This window comes from Rhodospirillales bacterium (genome assembly GCA_028824295.1).
Lineage (GTDB): Bacteria > Pseudomonadota > Alphaproteobacteria > TMED109 > TMED109 > VXPW01.
The window spans coordinates 1-16705 of record JAPPED010000023.1; the positions used below are offsets into that span (position 1 = coordinate 1).

A 16705-nucleotide genomic window follows, 5' to 3' on the forward strand; every position below is an offset into this window, starting at 1 on the left:
TGAACCTGGCTGGCATCAAGGCGCTGACGTTCGATACCGGTGGCACCCTGCTCGACTGGCACAGCGGCTTTCGCGACGCTCTTGCCGAAGCCGGCCTACGCCACGGCATCGAGCGTGACTGGGCGCAGCTGGCCAATGACCTCCGGCGGAAGTCGCTGGCAGCCATGCTCGACCAAGGGCGCGACGGGCCACCTACCCACAACATCGACGACGCCCACCGGTTTTGCCTCGACGCACTTTGCGCTGAAGCAGAACTCGAAGCGTTCGACGCCGAAAACCGGCATGCGATCGCCTGGGAAGCGCCACACCGCTTCACCGCCTGGCCCGATGTTCGCGAAGGATTGCGGGCCCTCCGAGGGACCCACATCGTCGTGTCCTTCACGATCCTGTCCTATCGGCTGATCATCGACACGGCGCGCTGCAACGGGCTGACCTGGGACGCCGTTCTCTCCTGCGAGGGACTCGGTGTCTACAAGCTCTTGCCCGAAGCCTATCGCCGTGCCGCCACACGTCTGCAGTTGACGCCCGATCAATGCCTGATGGTCGCCAGCCACCCCTATGACCTGGATGCGGCGCGCTCGGTCGGTTTCAGGACGGCGCTCATCCGAAGACCTGACGAGTGGGGGCGGGATTCAGGAGACGCGCCGCCACGTAGGCAATCGGGCCCATACGACCTGGAGCTGGATAGCTTGATCGAACTCGCCCGCGTAGCCTCCGAAACATGACCGGGCGGTAACCCGCTGGCCATGAACGTGTTTCCGGAGGTCGTCAGCTAGCGCGCCTGGCGCACCCTGTGCACGTCACTCGCAGGCGAAATACGCGAGCGAAAGCGAGTCGTCCGCGCCGGCAGTGCAAGTGGCGCCGTCCGGGCCTGGACGACTTACCAGAGCGAAAGCACCGTTCGGCAACTCGTACTCACAGACCAACTCGCCTTGACGGACGTACAGCTTCGGCAACCCCACCGTCCGCTCGCCTTCACCGCGGCGGATCTTCAGGCCCCAATCTGCCTCCGCGCCCGCTGCGAGATTGCCGTCGGAATAGTGGAACCGATACAGCACCTGGCCCGGGCAGTCGATTCGGGTGGCCGCCTCGGCCGCCGAAACGGCCGCTGCAACCATTCCGGCAGCGATCAACGCGAACGAGAAGACGCGCCGAACCCGGTCATTCATCAAGGAGCTCCACGTTTGTCATTCGGTACAGGGATCCCTCGACCGTCTCATCGGCAATGTCGAAACGCCCCTCGACCACCACGGCACGGAACAAGAACCCGATTGGTTCATCACTGGTCAGCTCAATCAGGCTTTCCCGTGTAATCGGCAAGCAGAACGGGCAGTGGGGCGACGTCTCCATCAGGAACTGCCGGTCGCCAGACGTGCTTAGCGGCAGCAGAAATCCGACCGCCTTGACGGTCTCCCCCTCCTGCTCCAACAGATCCTCAGGGACCACCGTGCGTGCGCGATCGCCATCGAATTGGACTTCCGCCGCTCCAAGCGATCGCCAGGAGAGGGCGTCTTCGACCTCCGGCACCGGAAAGAGATTGCTTTGGTCCTGCTGAGCGAGCGTCGAGCCGGACGCCATCACCGCCATCGCACATGCTAGAGCCGTGGTCAGCCAACGTCGAAGCTTCATCTGTCAACCCTTCCAAAAGTGGCACCAAACCCTTCCGAAAGTGGCACCAAGAAGATGCTGGAGACCAGCGACCATCGCGGTCTCCAGCATCAGTGCATCCTCAGTAAGCGGCGATCGGGTTACCCGGTGCACCAGTGGCGCCCACGAGCTTGAGCGGCGCCCACGAGAACAGGAACTCGTACGCCTGGTCCTCGCCCAGCTGCTTGAGATCGAGGTTCTCAAACAGGTAGATCCCGCGGCGCACCGACAGGTTCATGTGGCAGTACGCCCAGTCCTTGACCTCGGCGAATGGCGTTGGCCAATCGCCTTGACCGGCGAAGTCGTACGGTTCGATGCCCCAGTTGTCGGCACCCAGCATCGCGATCTTCTTCCCAGCGAGGTGGTCGCAGACGTCGGGGGCTATCCCAGGGCCGCCTGCGTTGAAGGCCGCGTTGTTTGCGATTGCTTCACCTGTCGGCAGGTTGTGGTTGTCCCGCCAGATATCGTTCCACCCGGTCCGGACGAGCACCACGTCGCCCTGGCCGGCGTCTGCGATACCCTGCGCCGCCAATGCCGCGTTGTAGTCATCCATGGTGATCGGGTAGCCGATCGGCAGGTTCCCGCCCTTCAACGCCACGAGATCGATCAGGATGCCGCGCGTGAAGAAGGAGCCGACGTTCTCGGTGCCGTTCTTCTTGAGGCCGTATGGTCCGCCGACGTCCTCCAGGCGATAGCCATTGTAGAGATAGTTGCCGTCCTTCCAGCCGTCCTGTCCCTCGACCTTGATCATGGGGTGGGCAAGCGAGTCGAACTGCGTGCCGACCTGACCGATGTTGGCCGTCATCAGTTCGTCCATGAAGGTTTGACGGTAGCTGTCGCCCGACCAGGCCAGATCGTGCGTGGGTAGGCCACCGCCAGGGATCGTGAGGGACAGCACGCGTCCGGGAAACAGCGGCGTCGTGTTGTGGTAGTGCATGCCCAAGGTGGCGACCCGACCGGTCTTGACCAGCGCCGCGGCTGCCATCCGCTTCTCAGGCGTGATCCAGTTCGTGGCGCCCGCCTCGTCGTCGGCTCCGAACTCACTGGGCCACCAGTTCTCGTCAACCGGATTGTTACCGGCGTGAGCCGACGCCACCAGCATGAATGCTGCCGCGATCGGCAACAACACGTGAAGTTTCATGTGATTTCCTCCATCCGGGATCCGTCGGAACCATCCAACGGAACGTTCCAGAAGTGTAACCATATAACTTTTTGCAAGGAGGGGCCCGGATTCCGGACGAAGCCGAACAATCCTTGTCCAAGCATTCGTATAACTTCTTGATACCGTTTCTATAACTGACCTGCCGCAACACGCGGCCTCACCGCAGCGCGCCAAGCATTTATGTCGCGCCTCTTCACATTCCTGACAGTGTCCGGCCCGAACACGGATATCGACGCCTGCTCGACGCGATCCTGATCAATCTGTGGAGGCGGGGCTCCCGGTACGGGACTCGACCGCTGCGTGCGGCTGCCAATAGTGCGATCGGCACGGGGTACGGCGAGCAGGACCCTCAATCGAGGCCAAGGAGACGCCCATGCAGAACCGACGCCGGGTCGCACCAGTGATCCCCACGGCTAGCCAGCTTCAGGCCGATCGCGCGGCCCGTCTGCGGGCAGGGGCACACTGAATCAGTCCGCCCACTCCTGCGACGTCGAGCGACCTGAATGGATCCACTGCAAACACACCCGCCTCCAGATGCCCGGCGAGGGATCGCCCGGCATCGTCACGGCTGACGCCAAAGGTCGTCCAAATGAGATCGTTCGTCCCGGCCTGCAGTAGTGCGCGCTCTCGGCGATCGACCCGGCATTCAGGCCCGCCCACGGCAGGTATGGCGCTCCGGCTCCGTCGCCTCGGACCCCGCCTGATCCAGCAGCCGCAGCGACGTCCAAGCCACCGATGGCCTGAACGGCTCAGCACCACAGATCACGATTGGGCAAACGGGCTCACGACCAAACTGTGTGCCGGGAATCTGCACGACAAGGACGGGCCGTTCAGGAAATTCTTCGAGCGCCCGTCAAACGATAGAAGTAGCGCCCCGTCCAGACTCCATCGCCAATCAGTTCGAACGTCCCTTCCAGTATGATCGGCTCCAATTGCATCCCGATTGACTCCACCGCTTCGACCTCGACCACGGTCTCCGGCCCGCCCGGCAGGCAGAACGGACACGAAGGCGAGATCAGACTCAGCAGAATTCGGTGCCCCGAACTGTCGAGCGGGATATTGAAGCCAACAATCTTGACCTGGGTCCCCGCTAGCGCCCGCACTTCTGGCGGGAACATCGGACGCAGTTCGTCAAACCGCTCGTCGTAACCCAGCGTGCTGGTGATCAACAGGTCCCACGAGACGGCATCTTCAATCTCTGGCAATGCAGGTGTAATGCCGAGCTCAAGCGCCTCTCGGTAGTCCATGCGCTCGTGCGGCTCTTCGTCGATCGCCACGTCTGCGCCTTCCGCCGTCACCGACACCGCATCCTGCTCGTAGTCCTGCCCGTAATCCTGCGCAGTGGCCCACATCGCCCAGCCGATCACCACCGCCGCCACGACAGCCCCTGGGAAAGGCCGACAAATCTGCATGTTCGATCTCCCTCACGCCGGCGCCTTAGCCGCCGGACAACACACGAGGAATATCGATTCCGGCGGCCCGAATGGCAGACGGAAGCGCTGCCAGGACGCCGAGCCCGAGCACTGTCAGAACCAGTACGATTTCCCCGTCGGCCCAAGCGAACGACACCAGGATCTGGCTGTACTCCCACAACCACAGGCTTGCACCCCAAGCCAGACCGTGGGCGAGCGCCAGCCCCAGTGCTATACCGGCAACGGTCAATATAAGACTCTCGGCCACGATCTGCCAGAACAGCCGGCGTTGCGTGGCCCCCAATACCCGCATGACCGCGAGGTCTGCACGCCGCTCTTCGTGGGCCTGGAAGAGGGCGGTAAAAAGGCCGAGCACCGCCCCAATTACCAGAATCACCGCGAACGCACGCACAACGTCGGCACCAAACCCGATCAACCGCAACAGTCGCTGAATTTCGTATGCCGGGCGCGCCGCTTGCATCACCGTGGACTGGTTGATCTCTCGAGGCAGCGCCACCGCCGCCATCGGCGTGGAAAACTCGACCAGGAACGCCGTGATCTCGGGTGCCCGGAGTACCGAATCGTCCGCATGGTCGGCGTGATCGTCGTCGTCCGCATGATCGTCGTGATGCGCGTCGTCGGCGTGATCGTCGTCGTCCGCATGATCGTCGTGATGCGCGTCGTCGGCGTGGTCATCGTGATGCGCGTCGTCGGCGTGATCGTCGTCGTCCGCATGATCGTCGTGATGCGCGTCGTCGGCGTGATCATCATGATCGTGGTCGTGATAGGGATCCATCTCGTGCACGATCTGAACCGTTGCCGCCGACGTAAACACGAGACGGTCCACTACGCTTCCGGTAGGAGCCAGCACGCCCACCACGTCATAGGGAAAGTCGTCGTGGGTCGGCCCGCCAGCCTCGCTAAGCCCGTGTTCCCCGACGAAACGGTCACCCAGCCCCAAGCCGGTCTGCGCGGCCGAAACTGCCCCAAAAACCGCTTCCAGCGGCGCGTCCCACAGCCGGCCCTCGGCCAACTCCGCGCCGTACAGATCAAGGTAGCTCGTATCCGTCCCAACAATCCGGAATCCCCGGAACCCGTCCCCCAGCGCCATCGGGATGACTTGCTTGACCATCGAGTGCTGCTCGAGAAACTGGACCTCTTCCGCGGGGACGTTGCCGACCGGCGCGTCGACATGGAACACCGTCGAGAGCACCAGCTGCATTGGGCTGCCCTTCGCGCCGACCACCATGTCGACGGCGTCGGCGTCCGCGGTGAGCCGCTGCTCGAACTGCTGGACCGCTATCATCAGCAAGGCAATGGTCGCAGTCCCCAGGCCGAGCAGCGCGACGTTCAGCGCGGCACCCAGCGGCCGGAACCGAATCCAGGCCCATGCCAGGCCCCAGGCGCTCACGAACTCCCCCCATCGCCGAGGACCAAGCGTTGCGCAAACCTTTCGCGCACGCGGGCGTCGTGGGTGGTCATCACGAGAGTTGAGCCGAGGCGTTCCGCCTCCTGCGCTAGGAGATCCGCAACGGTCTCCGCGTTCCGATCATCCAAGCTCGCGGTCGGTTCGTCCGCCAGCAAGATCTTCGGCTCCACGACCAGCGCCCGAGCCAGCGCCACGCGCTGTGCTTCCCCGACGCTCAGTTCCGCCGGCCGGGTCCGGGCGAACGCATCGACGCCGAGCCGGCGGAGCGTACTGTGCACGATCTCCGGCCCCGGGTCCAATCCCGCCAACCGCCGGGCCAGGCCTAGGTTCTGCGTCACGTTGAGCGCCTGAACCAGATGCTGTCGTTGAAAGACGATCGCCATGTTCCCGCCCCGGAAGCGGTCCCGCGCGGGGGTAGCCAGGGTCGCCAGGTCCATGCCCAGGACCTTTGCGGTCCCCGAGACAGGGGACAAGAAACCGGCCAACAGATGCAGGAGCGTGGACTTACCGGCGCCGCTGGGACCAATGACGAGCCAATGTTCGCCGCGTTCGACCCGCCAGTCCAGCTCTTCCAGAACCGGAACACCGCCGTAACCGAATGTCGCGGCAGCCAACTCGATCGCCGGAACCTGCCCCGGCAGGGGTGCAGTCTCGGATTGGGGGGACACTTCAGAATGACTGTCCGTCATACGTCTTCACGCGGCCGTCGCAGCTGGCTTCAGCCCGGGCCGCGGTCTGTTCTTGGTGAGCGGCATCGCTTGCTCTCTCCGTCGGCGGACCTGCCGAAGATACACGTGGCGTCTCCCAGCACCGGTAATAACGTAACACAAAAGGCAACCCGTCAGAGACTCGCCCCCGCGCTCCTACCCGGTTCGGATTGCTGGTACCGGACTGCCTTACCTGCCAGATCGAAATACCACGTTCGGCCAAGAGGACGAGTTCGTCGAAATCCTGAACGAGCCAGACGGTGGCTTCGCGGCCGCATCGATCTCGCGTCGGGCGCGCAGTTCGAGAGGGGCCGTCATCTCGCGGGGCACCCGATTCGGACCGATGCTCGACGAGCCTTGGAACCGACCAACGCGCTCGACAGGCTATGCCTGGTCTGAGATTTCGCACACCGCAACCAATTCAGGCGCGGAGCTGCGGTCGCCTGCATCGGGTTACCTGCCATTCGCTCTCGCCTCGTTCGAGGCGCATTGTTCCATAAGCGCATCAAACGGTTCGTTCTCGTCAAGCTGCATGCCGTCGGCCGACATCTTGGCGTAGTCATTGGCGAGCACCGAATGCGCTCCGCCGACATACATGAGAGTGGTCGTTGACTGCAACGCGCTCGTATTGGCAGCACGAACCGGTGGAGTGTGCGGCAATATGCTGACGTGGCTCGCTGCACCGGAAAAGGAACGGATGGCGGTCCGCCGGGCCGCCGCCTAGCTCGATAAGGGTGGCAACGTTGGTGAGAAGCGTCAGACCGCTGAACTCCCTGCAGGAACTACAGGTTCACACAATGGGCACGCGCATCCACGTCTCTTGGACCGGAACACGGAATGTGATATCTTACTCTTGCCTTACATCCCGCTGAGCTGGAAGCCTTGCGATGCCGGAACCGCTCACCACTACCGTCTCGACCAAGGGCCAAGTCATCTTGCCCAGTGCGATTCGCCGGGCACTGCGCTGGGGCCCCGGAACGCGGCTTGCCGTCGAAACCACATCTGGGGGCGTGCTGCTGAAGCCGGCGCCAGGGTTCCCGGAGACCCGGCCGGACGAGGTGTTTGGCCGACTCGCCTTCCACGGCTCCCCCCGGTCCCTGTCGGAAATGGAGGCGGGCATTGCGGCGGAGGCGAAACGTCGGCATGCGGGCGATTGATACCAATGTCGTGGTCCGGTACCTCACCGGCGACGATCCGGACCAGTCCGCGAGGGCGCGGGCCGCGGTCAACGGCGGGGCGGTGTTTGCGAGCACGACGGTCCTGCTGGAAAGCGAATGGGTCTTGCGGAGCGTCTACGGCTTTGCTCCCGAAGAAGTCGCGTCGGCACTCCGGGCCTTCGCAGGGCTGCCGGGCGTTGCGGTCGAGAATCCGGGCCGGATTGCCGCAGCCCTTGACCGCGCGGAAGCCGGCATGGACTTTGCCGATGCACTGCATCTTGGTGCCGCCGCGCGATGCGACGCCATGCTCACATTCGATCACCGCTTTATCGAGCAGGCCCAGGGGGGCTCGGTACAAATGCTCGAGCCCTGAGAGGAATCGACTCAAAACCCGTCCCCGTCTGCAGACGCCGAAAACGGATGCCACGGCCGACTGTCCGCCAGGCCAGCATGCGCGAAGATCCAGGTGCCGGGGGGGGCATCCAATCAAGAAGGCGATCGTTGCGCGATGGGCCGTGTTTGGGCGACCCTTGCAAACCCGAGCCACGCTTAGAGGCGCAGATCAACAACATTCTCCGACAGAACGGATCTATTCAGTGCCTTGCCTGCGCGGCAGCCCGCCCTCCAACACGGCGGCAGCGACGAGTGCAAATGCGGCCAAGAGCGATGGCACTTGATAGCTGCCTAACGAATCGTAGAGGACGCCGGCAAACGTCGGCCCCACCATTTGGCCTAGCCCGAAAGCCGCGGTCATCAGCGCCAGATTTCGACGTGGATTGCCAACGGACATCCGCCGGACGCTGACGAGTCCCAACGCGGTCAGTCCTACGAACGTCCCACCAAGGAGGCCTGCCGCCAATAACACTGGCCAAACTCCGTCCACCAAGACGCTCATCGCGACGCCGCCCGCCGCTACCAGGCAGGCGGCCGCGAAAGCGCCCGGAATACTCCAGCGGCGCCCTATCCAACCCCAGAATACGACGGACGGGGCCGCCGCCAAACCGACACAAAGCCAGACCAGGTCTTCAGCGGGCCGCAGCACGGGGTCGATCCGCATCATGTCAGACACGAACGTTGCAGTGATGACATAGCCAAATCCAGACAAACCGTAGGCGACAATGAGCGAACGAATCCCCTGTTCTCCCTGCCCTACCCTTGATCCCACAGAAACCGAGGCAGGTGTCAACGGGGCTCGCAACAGCACAGCGACCGGAACGGACAGGGCAATGGAAAGAGCACCACAGAACAGCCACGGGCTTTGCCAGTCCTCGATCCCTGACGCTGACGCTGGAACCGCCAGCGAGGAAATCGCGATACCCGTCCCCACACCCGCATAGATCAGGTCCGCCCAACCATCGCGGCCGGCGGCCGCGAGCCGGTCCATCAGGAGCGAGGAGGCGAACACCATCACTAACGCTCCGGCCGCTCCACCCAAGAAACGCAGCAGCAGAAACACCATCAGGTCCGTCGTCAGGGCCATGGCACAGGTACTCAACCCGCTTGCCGCCAGCGCTCCGAGCAGCCAGCCACGCGGATTACCGGGCAAGCCCCGTAACGCAGCCGCCAGCGCACCCAGCAGATATCCCGCGTAGTTAGCCGATGCGATCAGGCCAACCTCAGACTTGCCCAACGCCAGGCCTGCGGTCATGTACGGCAAAATCGGGGTGTAGGCGAAACGCCCAATACCGACTGCCACCGCCAGCGACAGGAGACCAGCCAACGCCAGGGCAGCCGGGTGCAATGGGGTCTGTGAACCTAAAATCGTGCGGAGCTTCGGTAGCGGAGCCCTACTCGAGCCGCTTGACCTCATGCGGTCGCGCCCGTCGCTGCCGCACCACATGCCTGTCGCTGCAAGTCCCGATTCAAGGGGCGCATCCACTCAAATTTCGGGTTGCCAGCTCGACATGCCGTGTCGGCGGTCATCAAGAATCGCCCGGAGGGGGTTTCGTGCATTTGGCCTGGCGTCCTGGTCCGGGAACGCGGTGCATATTCGAATGAAGTTTCATCCATACTCCGTACCTGTTCCAGACCCGCGCTCTAGCAATGCACGCATATGACCGCAACATCCGGCACTTGCGGCAGGTCATCAAATGGAACCCACACGCTGACCGGGTTACACACCGATCCGTCGGGCGCTTCTTCCCCGTTTTCCGCCAGATGCCGCTGTATACGGGTTACCGCGTTCTCGACAGGACCGCCGGGTTTGACCCAGAGATCGGTTTCTACTTGCATCGAGGTTCACGTCGAACGCCTATCATCGCCGTTAGGTGCTGGGCATTGAAGTTCCGGTTCTCATTCTTCGCGGTCAATACCGGAAACACGAGAGATCGTTTGCATGATTCAAACGCGTCGTTTCGGCCGTACAGGCCACCTGAGCACCGTCACAATATTTGGGGCGGCCGCGCTCAAGAATGTGACCCAGGCCCGCGCCGACCGCGCACTTGAATTGCTGCTGGAACACGGCGTCAACCACATCGACACGGCACCTCGCTACGGCGACGCGGAATGTCGGATCGGCCCCTGGATGCGAGAGCACCGTAATCGGTTCTTTCTGGCCACCAAGACCGGCCAGCGCACGCATTCGGCTGCGCGGGACGAAATTCGGCGCTCCCTAGAACGTCTCCGAGTGGACTCCGTTGACTTGCTGCAACTTCACTCGTTGGGTCATCCGGACGAGTGTGAGACCGCAATGGGTCCTCAAGGCGCCCTGGAGGCAGTGGTCGAGGCCCGTGAGGAAGGTCTGACGCGCTTCATTGGCGTCACCGGTCATGGCTGGACGATTGCGGCGATGCACTACCGAAGTCTTCAGCGCTTCGACTTCGATTCGGTCCTGCTGCCGTGGAATTTCGTGATGTACGAAAACGCGCGTTACCGCAAGGACTTCGAAACTCTTTGCAAGCTCTGCGAACAACGGGACATCGCCGTGCAAACCATCAAGTCGATCGCGCGCGGCCCCTGGGCGGTTACGGATCCCATACGGAACACGTGGTACCAGCCCTTCGAAGATCCACAAGACATTCATCAAGCTGTGCACTGGGTGCTGGGCAAACCGCAGATCTTCCTGAACACGGTTGGCGACTTGGATCTGCTGCCGGTTGTTCTCGATGCCGCGAGCCAATTCGTTGAGGCTCCCGATGACCCTGCCGTCCGAGCAATGATCAATACGAGGCGTGCTACATCGCTGTTTGGAATTGCCAACTGATTGGTGCGCGCTGCAAGGCTCGACCGGTGCCAACGCGTTCCGACCAGGCACCGACAACGCCGAACCGCCCCACCGGAAAAGAAGTGACCGTGCTGTCGATTACGACAATTCCGCTACTTGATAGCGGGGGCCTTCGTAAGGAGCCCCGGTACCGTGATGGGCCCCCTGAAACCGCCGTTTGAGCGTCCCGAACGCCCACTCCTCGATCCATCGCCGGCGCACCGCCAGCCGACTCCTGCCCCCGTGGACCAAGAGGAGACATGACTCGGTCATGCAACGGAAGTGCGAATGACTGTAAAGACCGCACTCAGCTTCACTGACCGCCACGACCGTATCCCCTCGGAGAAGTTCAGGGACAGGCAGTTTGCCGCTCGGAGCGCTGCTGTAGCCAACGCCATCAAGCGCACAATGCAGGATGAGGAAGAACGGGAAGTCGCGCTTTCCGCCCTCACCGGGGAAGTCCGCGCGCGACCGCGAACGGCCCGTTCGGAGTACGTTGACCCAGCGGCAGCGTTATCGGCCGTCCGCGCCGCCGTGGAAGCATCGCGCGGCAAGTAACGGATCGAATCCGCTTCCATCCGCAGGTCTCACGGGGCTTGGAAGCGATCGGCCTATGGATCGTTGCGCATGCGGGAAGTCAGGTCGCAGATCGAAAACTTGCAGGGATTGCGCAGACGATCACAGGCCAGGTGCAGATGCCGCACAAGGGGACTGTTCGCGATGACGTAGCACCCAGCCTTCGGGGAATTCTGGCCGCGAGACGAGCCGTGCCCGCATTCTCCAGAAACGTTCCGATTACTCACATTTTCAGCGGACTAGTTTGCCCCGGGGGGCGGGGCAGATCGCCCCACCCTCACATGCAGTCTTGGGTCCTCGCTGCGCCTCTGATTACCTCGACGCCATCATCCCGGATTCCCTGCCTTTGCCGACAGGCTCAGCGGGTCAGTGCTTCGAACGCCTCCGCCACCGAACTCCACGACTGCCCGCCGCGCTCACGGGCATGCTCACTCATGCGGGCGTGGGTCGCCTGGTCATCGAGCAGCCGAATGGCGTACTCGGCAAACGCATTGTCATCCTTCGCCAGGAACCCGGTCTTGCCGTCAAGGATGCGTTCACCGGCCGCGCCAAAGGGGCGCGCAATCGCCGGCAATCCGACCGCCTGGCTCTCGGCCAGCGTCATCGCCGAGACGTCGGTCTCATGGGACGGGTAGAGATGCACCCGGGCAGCCCTCAGGAACTCGACCATTTCCGCATCCGGCAATGGTTTGTGGACATGCACGCCGGACTTCTCTGCCGCCGTGACGATGGCGTGGATCCGCTCGTAGGCAGGCGCTGGAGACCGGCCCTCTGACGCGCCGTGCAGCGCGCTCGAGAACACATGGAGCTCAGCCCAGGGCAGGCGGCCGTGAATGCGCCTGCGCCAGAGGCCGATGAGCCACTCGAGTCCGAGTAACGGGTGCGTCGTCACGACCGCCCTCGGCGACACGGCCGGACGGGGCTCCTCCGCATTCAGGAATGCCTCGCCCACCCCGTTCCGGATGCGGGCCCCCTCGAACGCGAGGAGTGCGTCAGGAATGGTCTTGAGATGCGCATCACCCTGGTAGACGAGCGTCGGTCGGTGCCGAGCCGCCGCGGCAAACCGCTCCGGCTTGACCAGTGGCTTTCCCGAGCCGGTCAGCCACAGGACCCGGGTCTTGATGTCGGGCACCAGGTCAAGGAGCTCAGGATCCTGATGCGCGATACAGAGATCGGTGCTGGCCGCGGCTGCCTCTTCCAAGGGGACCCAGCTCACGTCGCGCACCACCGTCGACATCTCGCACTGGTTGAAGACCCGGACCGTGTGGCCTGCCTGCGCCAAGGCCTCTGCCAGCTCGACCACGCCTTTCTGGCCGGGAGGCAGGGCGATCTCGCAGGGCGTGTTCCCGTCAAAGGGAAAGGAACGGTCGGCAATGGTCACGAGCATGGGGAGGCCTGTAGGGGGAAGTCTGCCGGCGCCGGCACCGTGTACGATGAGGTTCTCGGGGTTCGCTAGTACACTGACATCGCATGGCCGACAACCACGCCCCTCTGCGTCACTGGTGCCTGCTTCCAGACCGGGTCATCACCCGGGTCGAAGGCCCGGACGCGCGCGAGTTTCTCCAGAACGTCGTCACCAACGACCTCGACCGGCTCGAAGGTGACCGCGCCCTCTACGCCGCGTTGCTGACCCCCCAGGGCATGTACCTCCACGACTTCCTGCTGACCGAAGCGGGCGGCGCCATCCTCCTGGACAGCGAGCGCGAGCGTCAGCCGGATCTCGCCCGCAAGCTCGCCCTGTACCGGCTCCGCAGCAAGGCCACCATCGAGGTCGATGCGGGGCTCGCCGTCGGCGTCGGCTTTGGCATGCACGCGGCGCAGGCGGCGGAACTCGATGGAACGCGCGGCCAGGCGCGGAACCTTGCCGACGGCATCGTGTTCACGGATCCCCGCTCGGACGAACTGGGGGTCCGCGTTCATCTTCCGGAAACGCGCCTCGCTGAGTTCTTCGGGGCGGCTGGCTTTGCGGAGGGCAGCCGCGACGACTACGACCGACACCGCCTCTCCGCCGGCATTCCCGACGGCAGCCGGGACCTCGTCATCGGACGGAGCTACCTCCTCGAGAGCAACTTCGACCTGCTGGACGGCGTCTCGTTCTCCAAGGGCTGCTACATCGGGCAGGAGAACACGGCCCGTCAGCGATACCGGGGGACCGTGCGCCGGCGACTGGCGCGCGTCGCGATCACCTCCGGACCCGTGCCGGCCGCAGGAACGCCGATCCGCCTCGGCAACCGGGACGTGGGCACGATGCGCTCGAGTCAGGGCAACGACGGCCTGGCGCACGTCCGGCTCGCGCTCGTCGCCGAGGCGGCAGCGGCAGGTGAGGAACTCGACTGCGGCGACGCGAAGCTCAAGATCCGGACGCCGATCCCCGAAGCGCCGACGGCCAACTGAACGTTTTTCAGGCGGCGGAGTAGCCGCCGTCGACCGGAATCAGGGCCCCGGTCACGTAGGACGCCGCCGGTGAACACAGGAACACGGCGGTGCCCGCGACGTCCTCCGGCCGGCCCCACTCCCCCATCGGAATCCGCGACCGGATCCCCTCATACTGCTCCTGGTCCTCCCGGAGCGCCTGCGTCATCTTCGTAGCGATCCAGCCCGGCGCGATGGCGTTCACGCGGATGCCGTGCTCGGCCCAGGCGTGCGCCAGCGAACGTGTCAGCCCGACCAGACCCGTCTTCGAAGCGGTGTAGCCCGGCGCCGTGCGCGAACCGAAATACGACCACATGGACGCAACGTTGACGATACACCCCCGCGTCAAGGCCAGCTTGGGCAGGCAGTGCTGGGCCATGCGCTGCACGCCCATCAGGTTGGTGTTGATCACGTCGGCGAAGTTCTCGCTCTGGAACTCAAGCGCGCGCTTCACCATGCCAGCGTTGTTCACGAGGATGTCGAGCCGGCCGATCTGCTCGAGTGCGGCGTCGATCGAAATATCATTCGTCACATCGAGCTTCAGCAGCTGCATCGTGCCGGACTCAGTTTCCGGGTTGCACGCCGCCAGGGAGGTATCGCTCCGGGCCGTCGCCACCACGGCGGCACCGGCCTCGAGGAAGGCGCTTCCGATCGCATAGCCGATGCCGGTGGCGCCGCCCGTGACGAGTGCCACCTTGCCCGAAAGGTCCACGGTCCAGGCCATCAGAAGCTCCTTTTCAGTACCTCGGGGTTGACGGGCGTCGGGACGTCGCCACCCGTCAGGGCTGCTTCCAGGTTGCGGGCAGCTAGGTCGATCATCGCCAGACGCGTGGTGCGCGTGGCGCTCGCAATGTGGGGCGTGAGAACCACGTTCTCCATCTCCCACAGCGCGGAATCGACCTTGGGCTCGAACTCGTAGACGTCGAGGGCGGCCCCCGCAATCTCCCCCTTCTGCAGCCCCTCCACCAGCGCCTGCTCGTGCACGACCGGTCCCCGCGCCATGTTGATCAAGAACCCGTCATCTCGCATCCGCGCGAGCTCCGGCGCCCCGATCAGGTGGCGGGTCTCCGGTGTGAGCGGGCAGAGGAGAACCACGTACCGCGCCTCCACCAGCAGGTCGGACAGGCTCCGCCACTCCACGTCGTGCGCCGCCGCCTCGTCATCCGGAAGACGGTTCCGGTTGTGGTAGCAGACCTTCATCCCGAAGCTCTGCGCCCGCGCGGCGACCCGCTTGCCGATGCGCCCGAGGCCGATGATCCCAAGCGTCTCGCCGCCGATGTCGGCGCTCCACAGCAACTGGAAGGGATAGGTGCGGAAGCGCCCGGCGCGAACGTACCGGTCGCCCTCCGCAAGACGCCGGCCGACCGCCAGGACCATCGCCATGCTCATGTCGGCGACCGGCGCGTCCAGCACGCCCGGCGTGTTGGTCACCAGCACGCCGTTCCGCGTGGCGGCATCGACATCGATGTTGTCCACTCCGACCGCGATGTTGGCGACCACCCGGAGGGTGCCGGCACAGGCATCGAAGACCTCCGCGCCGACGTACGGCCCCAGCAGCAGCGCCCCGGCCTTGTCCCGGAAGCGCTCCTTCAGGGGCTCTGGTTCTAGCAGGCCGTCGGCGAACACGTCGTGGTAGTCCGCGTCGAACCGGTCGTCGAGCCGAGCCCGGAGGTCGTCGGGCACCCAGGTGTGGACAAGGACGGACAGGCGGTTCACGGGCGCTCCGTCAAGACTGCGGGTGCATCAGCGGGCAACCCACTTCCGCACCTTCTGGCGCTGCGCGCCCAGTCCCTCGATGCCGGGCTCCATGACGTCGTCCTGCTTCAGGAACAGCGGCGGCTTCATGCCGGAGCCCACCCCCGGCGGGGTACCCGTCGCGATCAGATCTCCCGGGTAGAGCGTCATGAACTTGCTGATGTAGGAGACCAGCGTCCGGACATCGAAGATCATCGTGCTGGTGTTGCCGTCCTGCATGCGCTTGCCGTTGACGTCCATCCAGAGGTTGAGGCGCTGCGGGTTCCGGATCTCGTCCCGCGTGACCATCCACGGGCCAACGGGGCAGAACGTGTCGCACCCCTTGCCCTTGTCCCATGTCATGCCGCGCTCGATCTGCCATTCGCGTTCCGACACGTCGTTCACGACCGTGTAGCCGGCCACGTGCTGCAGCGCGCGGCTCTTGGGCACGTTGTTCGCCGCGGTGCCAATCACCACGCCAAGCTCGATCTCCCAGTCCGACTTCTTCGAGCCCTTCGGCATCTCGACGATGTCGTTCGGCCCGTTGAGCGCGCTGGTGGGTTTCATGAAGACGATGGGCTCCTCCGGAATCGCGGCGCCGACTTCCTTCGCGTGATCGATGTAGTTGAGGCCGATGCAGACGATCTTGCCGATGTCGGCGACCGGGACCCCGATCCGCGGCCGGCCGGTCACCTTCGGAAGCCGTGCCGGATTGATCCTGGCCAGTCGCTCCAGCCCCTTGTCGGACAGCACCTTCGACGAGATGTCGGGCACCCGTTTCTCCAGCGAGCGCAAGTTGCCCTCGTCATCAATCAAGCCGGGCTTTTCCCTGCCGCGCGGGCCGAAGCGCACCAATTTCATGACGACTCTCCTTCATGGAAACCGAACTGCGTACCGCGGGCACGCGGCGGGCACCTTAACACGCCTCCCCATTGAATCTCCCGCGTTTTCCCGGCTGCTGAAGCGCCCAACCCCCGCAAGCCACCGCAGTGCTCAACCTCCGGGAGACAGAGACCCGCAGCGGACCCATCTGCCCGACGGCGAAGCCGTGCGCAATGCCCGCTCCAACGGGAATGGACGGAACCTGAACCGCCTGCAGTCGCAGTCCTCGAATCCGCGGGAGGCGGTTGCACGCGAGCGTGGCGCGGGCGGCACGGTGCGCCCCGTCGTCAGGCCCAAGCGTGTCACGCAAAACGGCTGTTGGTGCCTCGCTGCTGCTAACATCCGGCTCTTCAGCCCCCCAAAGTGTCTGGTCAGGAGGGCCGCC

Annotated in this window: 17 protein-coding genes; 6 read left to right on the top strand and 11 right to left on the bottom strand. The window is 64.3% G+C overall.

Translation table 11 applies throughout. From position 1 onward, the window contains the following. The coding region (locus tag OXH60_09960; GenBank protein MDE0712442.1) for an HAD family hydrolase at window positions 1–725 on the top strand (725 nt) is incomplete at its 5' end. A gap of 75 nt (window positions 726–800) precedes the next feature. On the opposite strand, the gene OXH60_09965 is transcribed toward OXH60_09960, so the two are convergent. From OXH60_09965 to OXH60_09990, 6 genes are all read right to left on the bottom strand, one after another. Beyond that, a complete protein-coding gene (locus tag OXH60_09965; protein ID MDE0712443.1) occupies window positions 801–1169 on the bottom strand; it encodes a hypothetical protein in 369 nt (122 codons plus the stop codon). Then, window positions 1162–1629: a hypothetical protein gene (locus OXH60_09970; GenBank protein ID MDE0712444.1), complete on the bottom strand. Its 468-nt coding sequence runs from the start codon at window positions 1627–1629 to the stop codon at window positions 1162–1164. The genes OXH60_09965 and OXH60_09970 overlap by 8 nt, the downstream gene beginning before the upstream one ends. 100 nt (window positions 1630–1729) lie before the next feature. After that, window positions 1730–2788, bottom strand: coding sequence for a cyclase family protein (locus tag OXH60_09975; GenBank protein MDE0712445.1), 1059 nt, complete (start codon window positions 2786–2788; stop codon window positions 1730–1732). Between the two features lie 851 nt (window positions 2789–3639). Then, complete coding sequence (locus OXH60_09980; GenBank protein MDE0712446.1) at window positions 3640–4221, bottom strand: hypothetical protein; 582 nt, start codon at window positions 4219–4221, stop codon at window positions 3640–3642. 25 nt (window positions 4222–4246) lie between these two features. Next, a complete protein-coding gene (locus tag OXH60_09985; protein MDE0712447.1) occupies window positions 4247–5632 on the bottom strand; it encodes an ABC transporter permease in 1386 nt (461 codons plus the stop codon). Then, entirely contained in the window at window positions 5629–6318 is a 690-nt protein-coding gene (locus tag OXH60_09990) for an ATP-binding cassette domain-containing protein (GenBank protein MDE0712448.1), read from the bottom strand. Before OXH60_09990 ends, OXH60_09985 begins: the two co-directional genes overlap by 4 nt. 926 nt (window positions 6319–7244) lie before the next feature. Between OXH60_09990 and OXH60_09995 the strand changes: the two genes are divergently transcribed. Together OXH60_09995 and OXH60_10000 are read left to right on the top strand one after the other, a co-directional pair. Further along, window positions 7245–7514, top strand: coding sequence for an AbrB/MazE/SpoVT family DNA-binding domain-containing protein (locus tag OXH60_09995; protein ID MDE0712449.1), 270 nt, complete (start codon window positions 7245–7247; stop codon window positions 7512–7514). Continuing rightward, window positions 7501–7887, top strand: coding sequence for a type II toxin-antitoxin system VapC family toxin (locus tag OXH60_10000; protein ID MDE0712450.1), 387 nt, complete (start codon window positions 7501–7503; stop codon window positions 7885–7887). The genes OXH60_09995 and OXH60_10000 overlap by 14 nt, the downstream gene beginning before the upstream one ends. A 216-nt stretch (window positions 7888–8103) precedes the next feature. Here OXH60_10000 and OXH60_10005 read toward each other — a convergent pair whose 3' ends face one another. Then, window positions 8104–9324 (bottom strand): YbfB/YjiJ family MFS transporter, encoded by a 1221-nt coding sequence (locus OXH60_10005; GenBank protein ID MDE0712451.1) that lies wholly within the window; start codon window positions 9322–9324, stop codon window positions 8104–8106. A 525-nt stretch (window positions 9325–9849) separates the two neighbouring features. Here OXH60_10005 and OXH60_10010 point away from each other — a divergent pair. Together OXH60_10010 and OXH60_10015 are read left to right on the top strand one after the other, a co-directional pair. Then, entirely contained in the window at window positions 9850–10716 is an 867-nt protein-coding gene (locus OXH60_10010) for an aldo/keto reductase (protein ID MDE0712452.1), read from the top strand. 288 nt (window positions 10717–11004) lie between these two features. Beyond that, complete coding sequence (locus tag OXH60_10015; GenBank protein ID MDE0712453.1) at window positions 11005–11274, top strand: hypothetical protein; 270 nt, start codon at window positions 11005–11007, stop codon at window positions 11272–11274. A gap of 376 nt (window positions 11275–11650) precedes the next feature. On the opposite strand, the gene OXH60_10020 is transcribed toward OXH60_10015, so the two are convergent. Beyond that, window positions 11651–12673, bottom strand: a complete 1023-nt coding sequence (locus tag OXH60_10020) for a glycosyltransferase (protein ID MDE0712454.1) — start codon at window positions 12671–12673, stop codon at window positions 11651–11653. 89 nt (window positions 12674–12762) lie between these two features. Here OXH60_10020 and OXH60_10025 point away from each other — a divergent pair, with 89 nt between their 5' ends. Further along, window positions 12763–13686, top strand: coding sequence for a folate-binding protein (locus tag OXH60_10025; protein MDE0712455.1), 924 nt, complete (start codon window positions 12763–12765; stop codon window positions 13684–13686). Between the two features lie 7 nt (window positions 13687–13693). Here OXH60_10025 and OXH60_10030 read toward each other — a convergent pair whose 3' ends face one another. Genes OXH60_10030 through OXH60_10040 form a run of 3 tightly spaced genes read right to left on the bottom strand, consistent with a single transcriptional unit; the run spans window position 13694 to window position 16299 of the window. Continuing rightward, window positions 13694–14428, bottom strand: a complete 735-nt coding sequence (locus OXH60_10030; protein MDE0712456.1) for an SDR family oxidoreductase — start codon at window positions 14426–14428, stop codon at window positions 13694–13696. Then, the gene (locus OXH60_10035; GenBank protein ID MDE0712457.1) at window positions 14428–15420 is read right to left on the bottom strand and encodes a D-glycerate dehydrogenase; all 993 of its coding nucleotides are present in this window, start codon (window positions 15418–15420) and stop codon (window positions 14428–14430) included. Before OXH60_10035 ends, OXH60_10030 begins: the two co-directional genes overlap by 1 nt. Window positions 15421–15447: 27 nt before the next feature. Continuing rightward, window positions 15448–16299, bottom strand: a complete 852-nt coding sequence (locus OXH60_10040) for a fumarylacetoacetate hydrolase family protein (GenBank protein MDE0712458.1) — start codon at window positions 16297–16299, stop codon at window positions 15448–15450. Between the last annotated feature and the right edge of the window lie 406 nt (window positions 16300–16705).

What these genes read in the sequence shown, in the direction of transcription:
- OXH60_09965 (MDE0712443.1), bottom strand. Translation starts at nt 1,169, where the DNA reads ATGAATGACCGGGTTCGGCGCGTCTTCTCGTTCGCGTTGATCGCTGCC.
- OXH60_09970 (MDE0712444.1), bottom strand. Translation starts at nt 1,629, where the DNA reads ATGAAGCTTCGACGTTGGCTGACCACGGCTCTAGCATGTGCGATGGCG.
- OXH60_09975 (MDE0712445.1), bottom strand. Translation starts at nt 2,788, where the DNA reads ATGAAACTTCACGTGTTGTTGCCGATCGCGGCAGCATTCATGCTGGTG.
- OXH60_09980 (MDE0712446.1), bottom strand. Translation starts at nt 4,221, where the DNA reads ATGCAGATTTGTCGGCCTTTCCCAGGGGCTGTCGTGGCGGCGGTGGTG.
- OXH60_09995 (MDE0712449.1), top strand. Translation starts at nt 7,245, where the DNA reads ATGCCGGAACCGCTCACCACTACCGTCTCGACCAAGGGCCAAGTCATC.
- OXH60_10000 (MDE0712450.1), top strand. Translation starts at nt 7,501, where the DNA reads ATGCGGGCGATTGATACCAATGTCGTGGTCCGGTACCTCACCGGCGAC.
- OXH60_10005 (MDE0712451.1), bottom strand. Translation starts at nt 9,324, where the DNA reads ATGAGGTCAAGCGGCTCGAGTAGGGCTCCGCTACCGAAGCTCCGCACG.
- OXH60_10010 (MDE0712452.1), top strand. Translation starts at nt 9,850, where the DNA reads ATGATTCAAACGCGTCGTTTCGGCCGTACAGGCCACCTGAGCACCGTC.
- OXH60_10015 (MDE0712453.1), top strand. Translation starts at nt 11,005, where the DNA reads ATGACTGTAAAGACCGCACTCAGCTTCACTGACCGCCACGACCGTATC.
- OXH60_10025 (MDE0712455.1), top strand. Translation starts at nt 12,763, where the DNA reads ATGGCCGACAACCACGCCCCTCTGCGTCACTGGTGCCTGCTTCCAGAC.
- OXH60_10030 (MDE0712456.1), bottom strand. Translation starts at nt 14,428, where the DNA reads ATGGCCTGGACCGTGGACCTTTCGGGCAAGGTGGCACTCGTCACGGGC.
- OXH60_10040 (MDE0712458.1), bottom strand. Translation starts at nt 16,299, where the DNA reads ATGAAATTGGTGCGCTTCGGCCCGCGCGGCAGGGAAAAGCCCGGCTTG.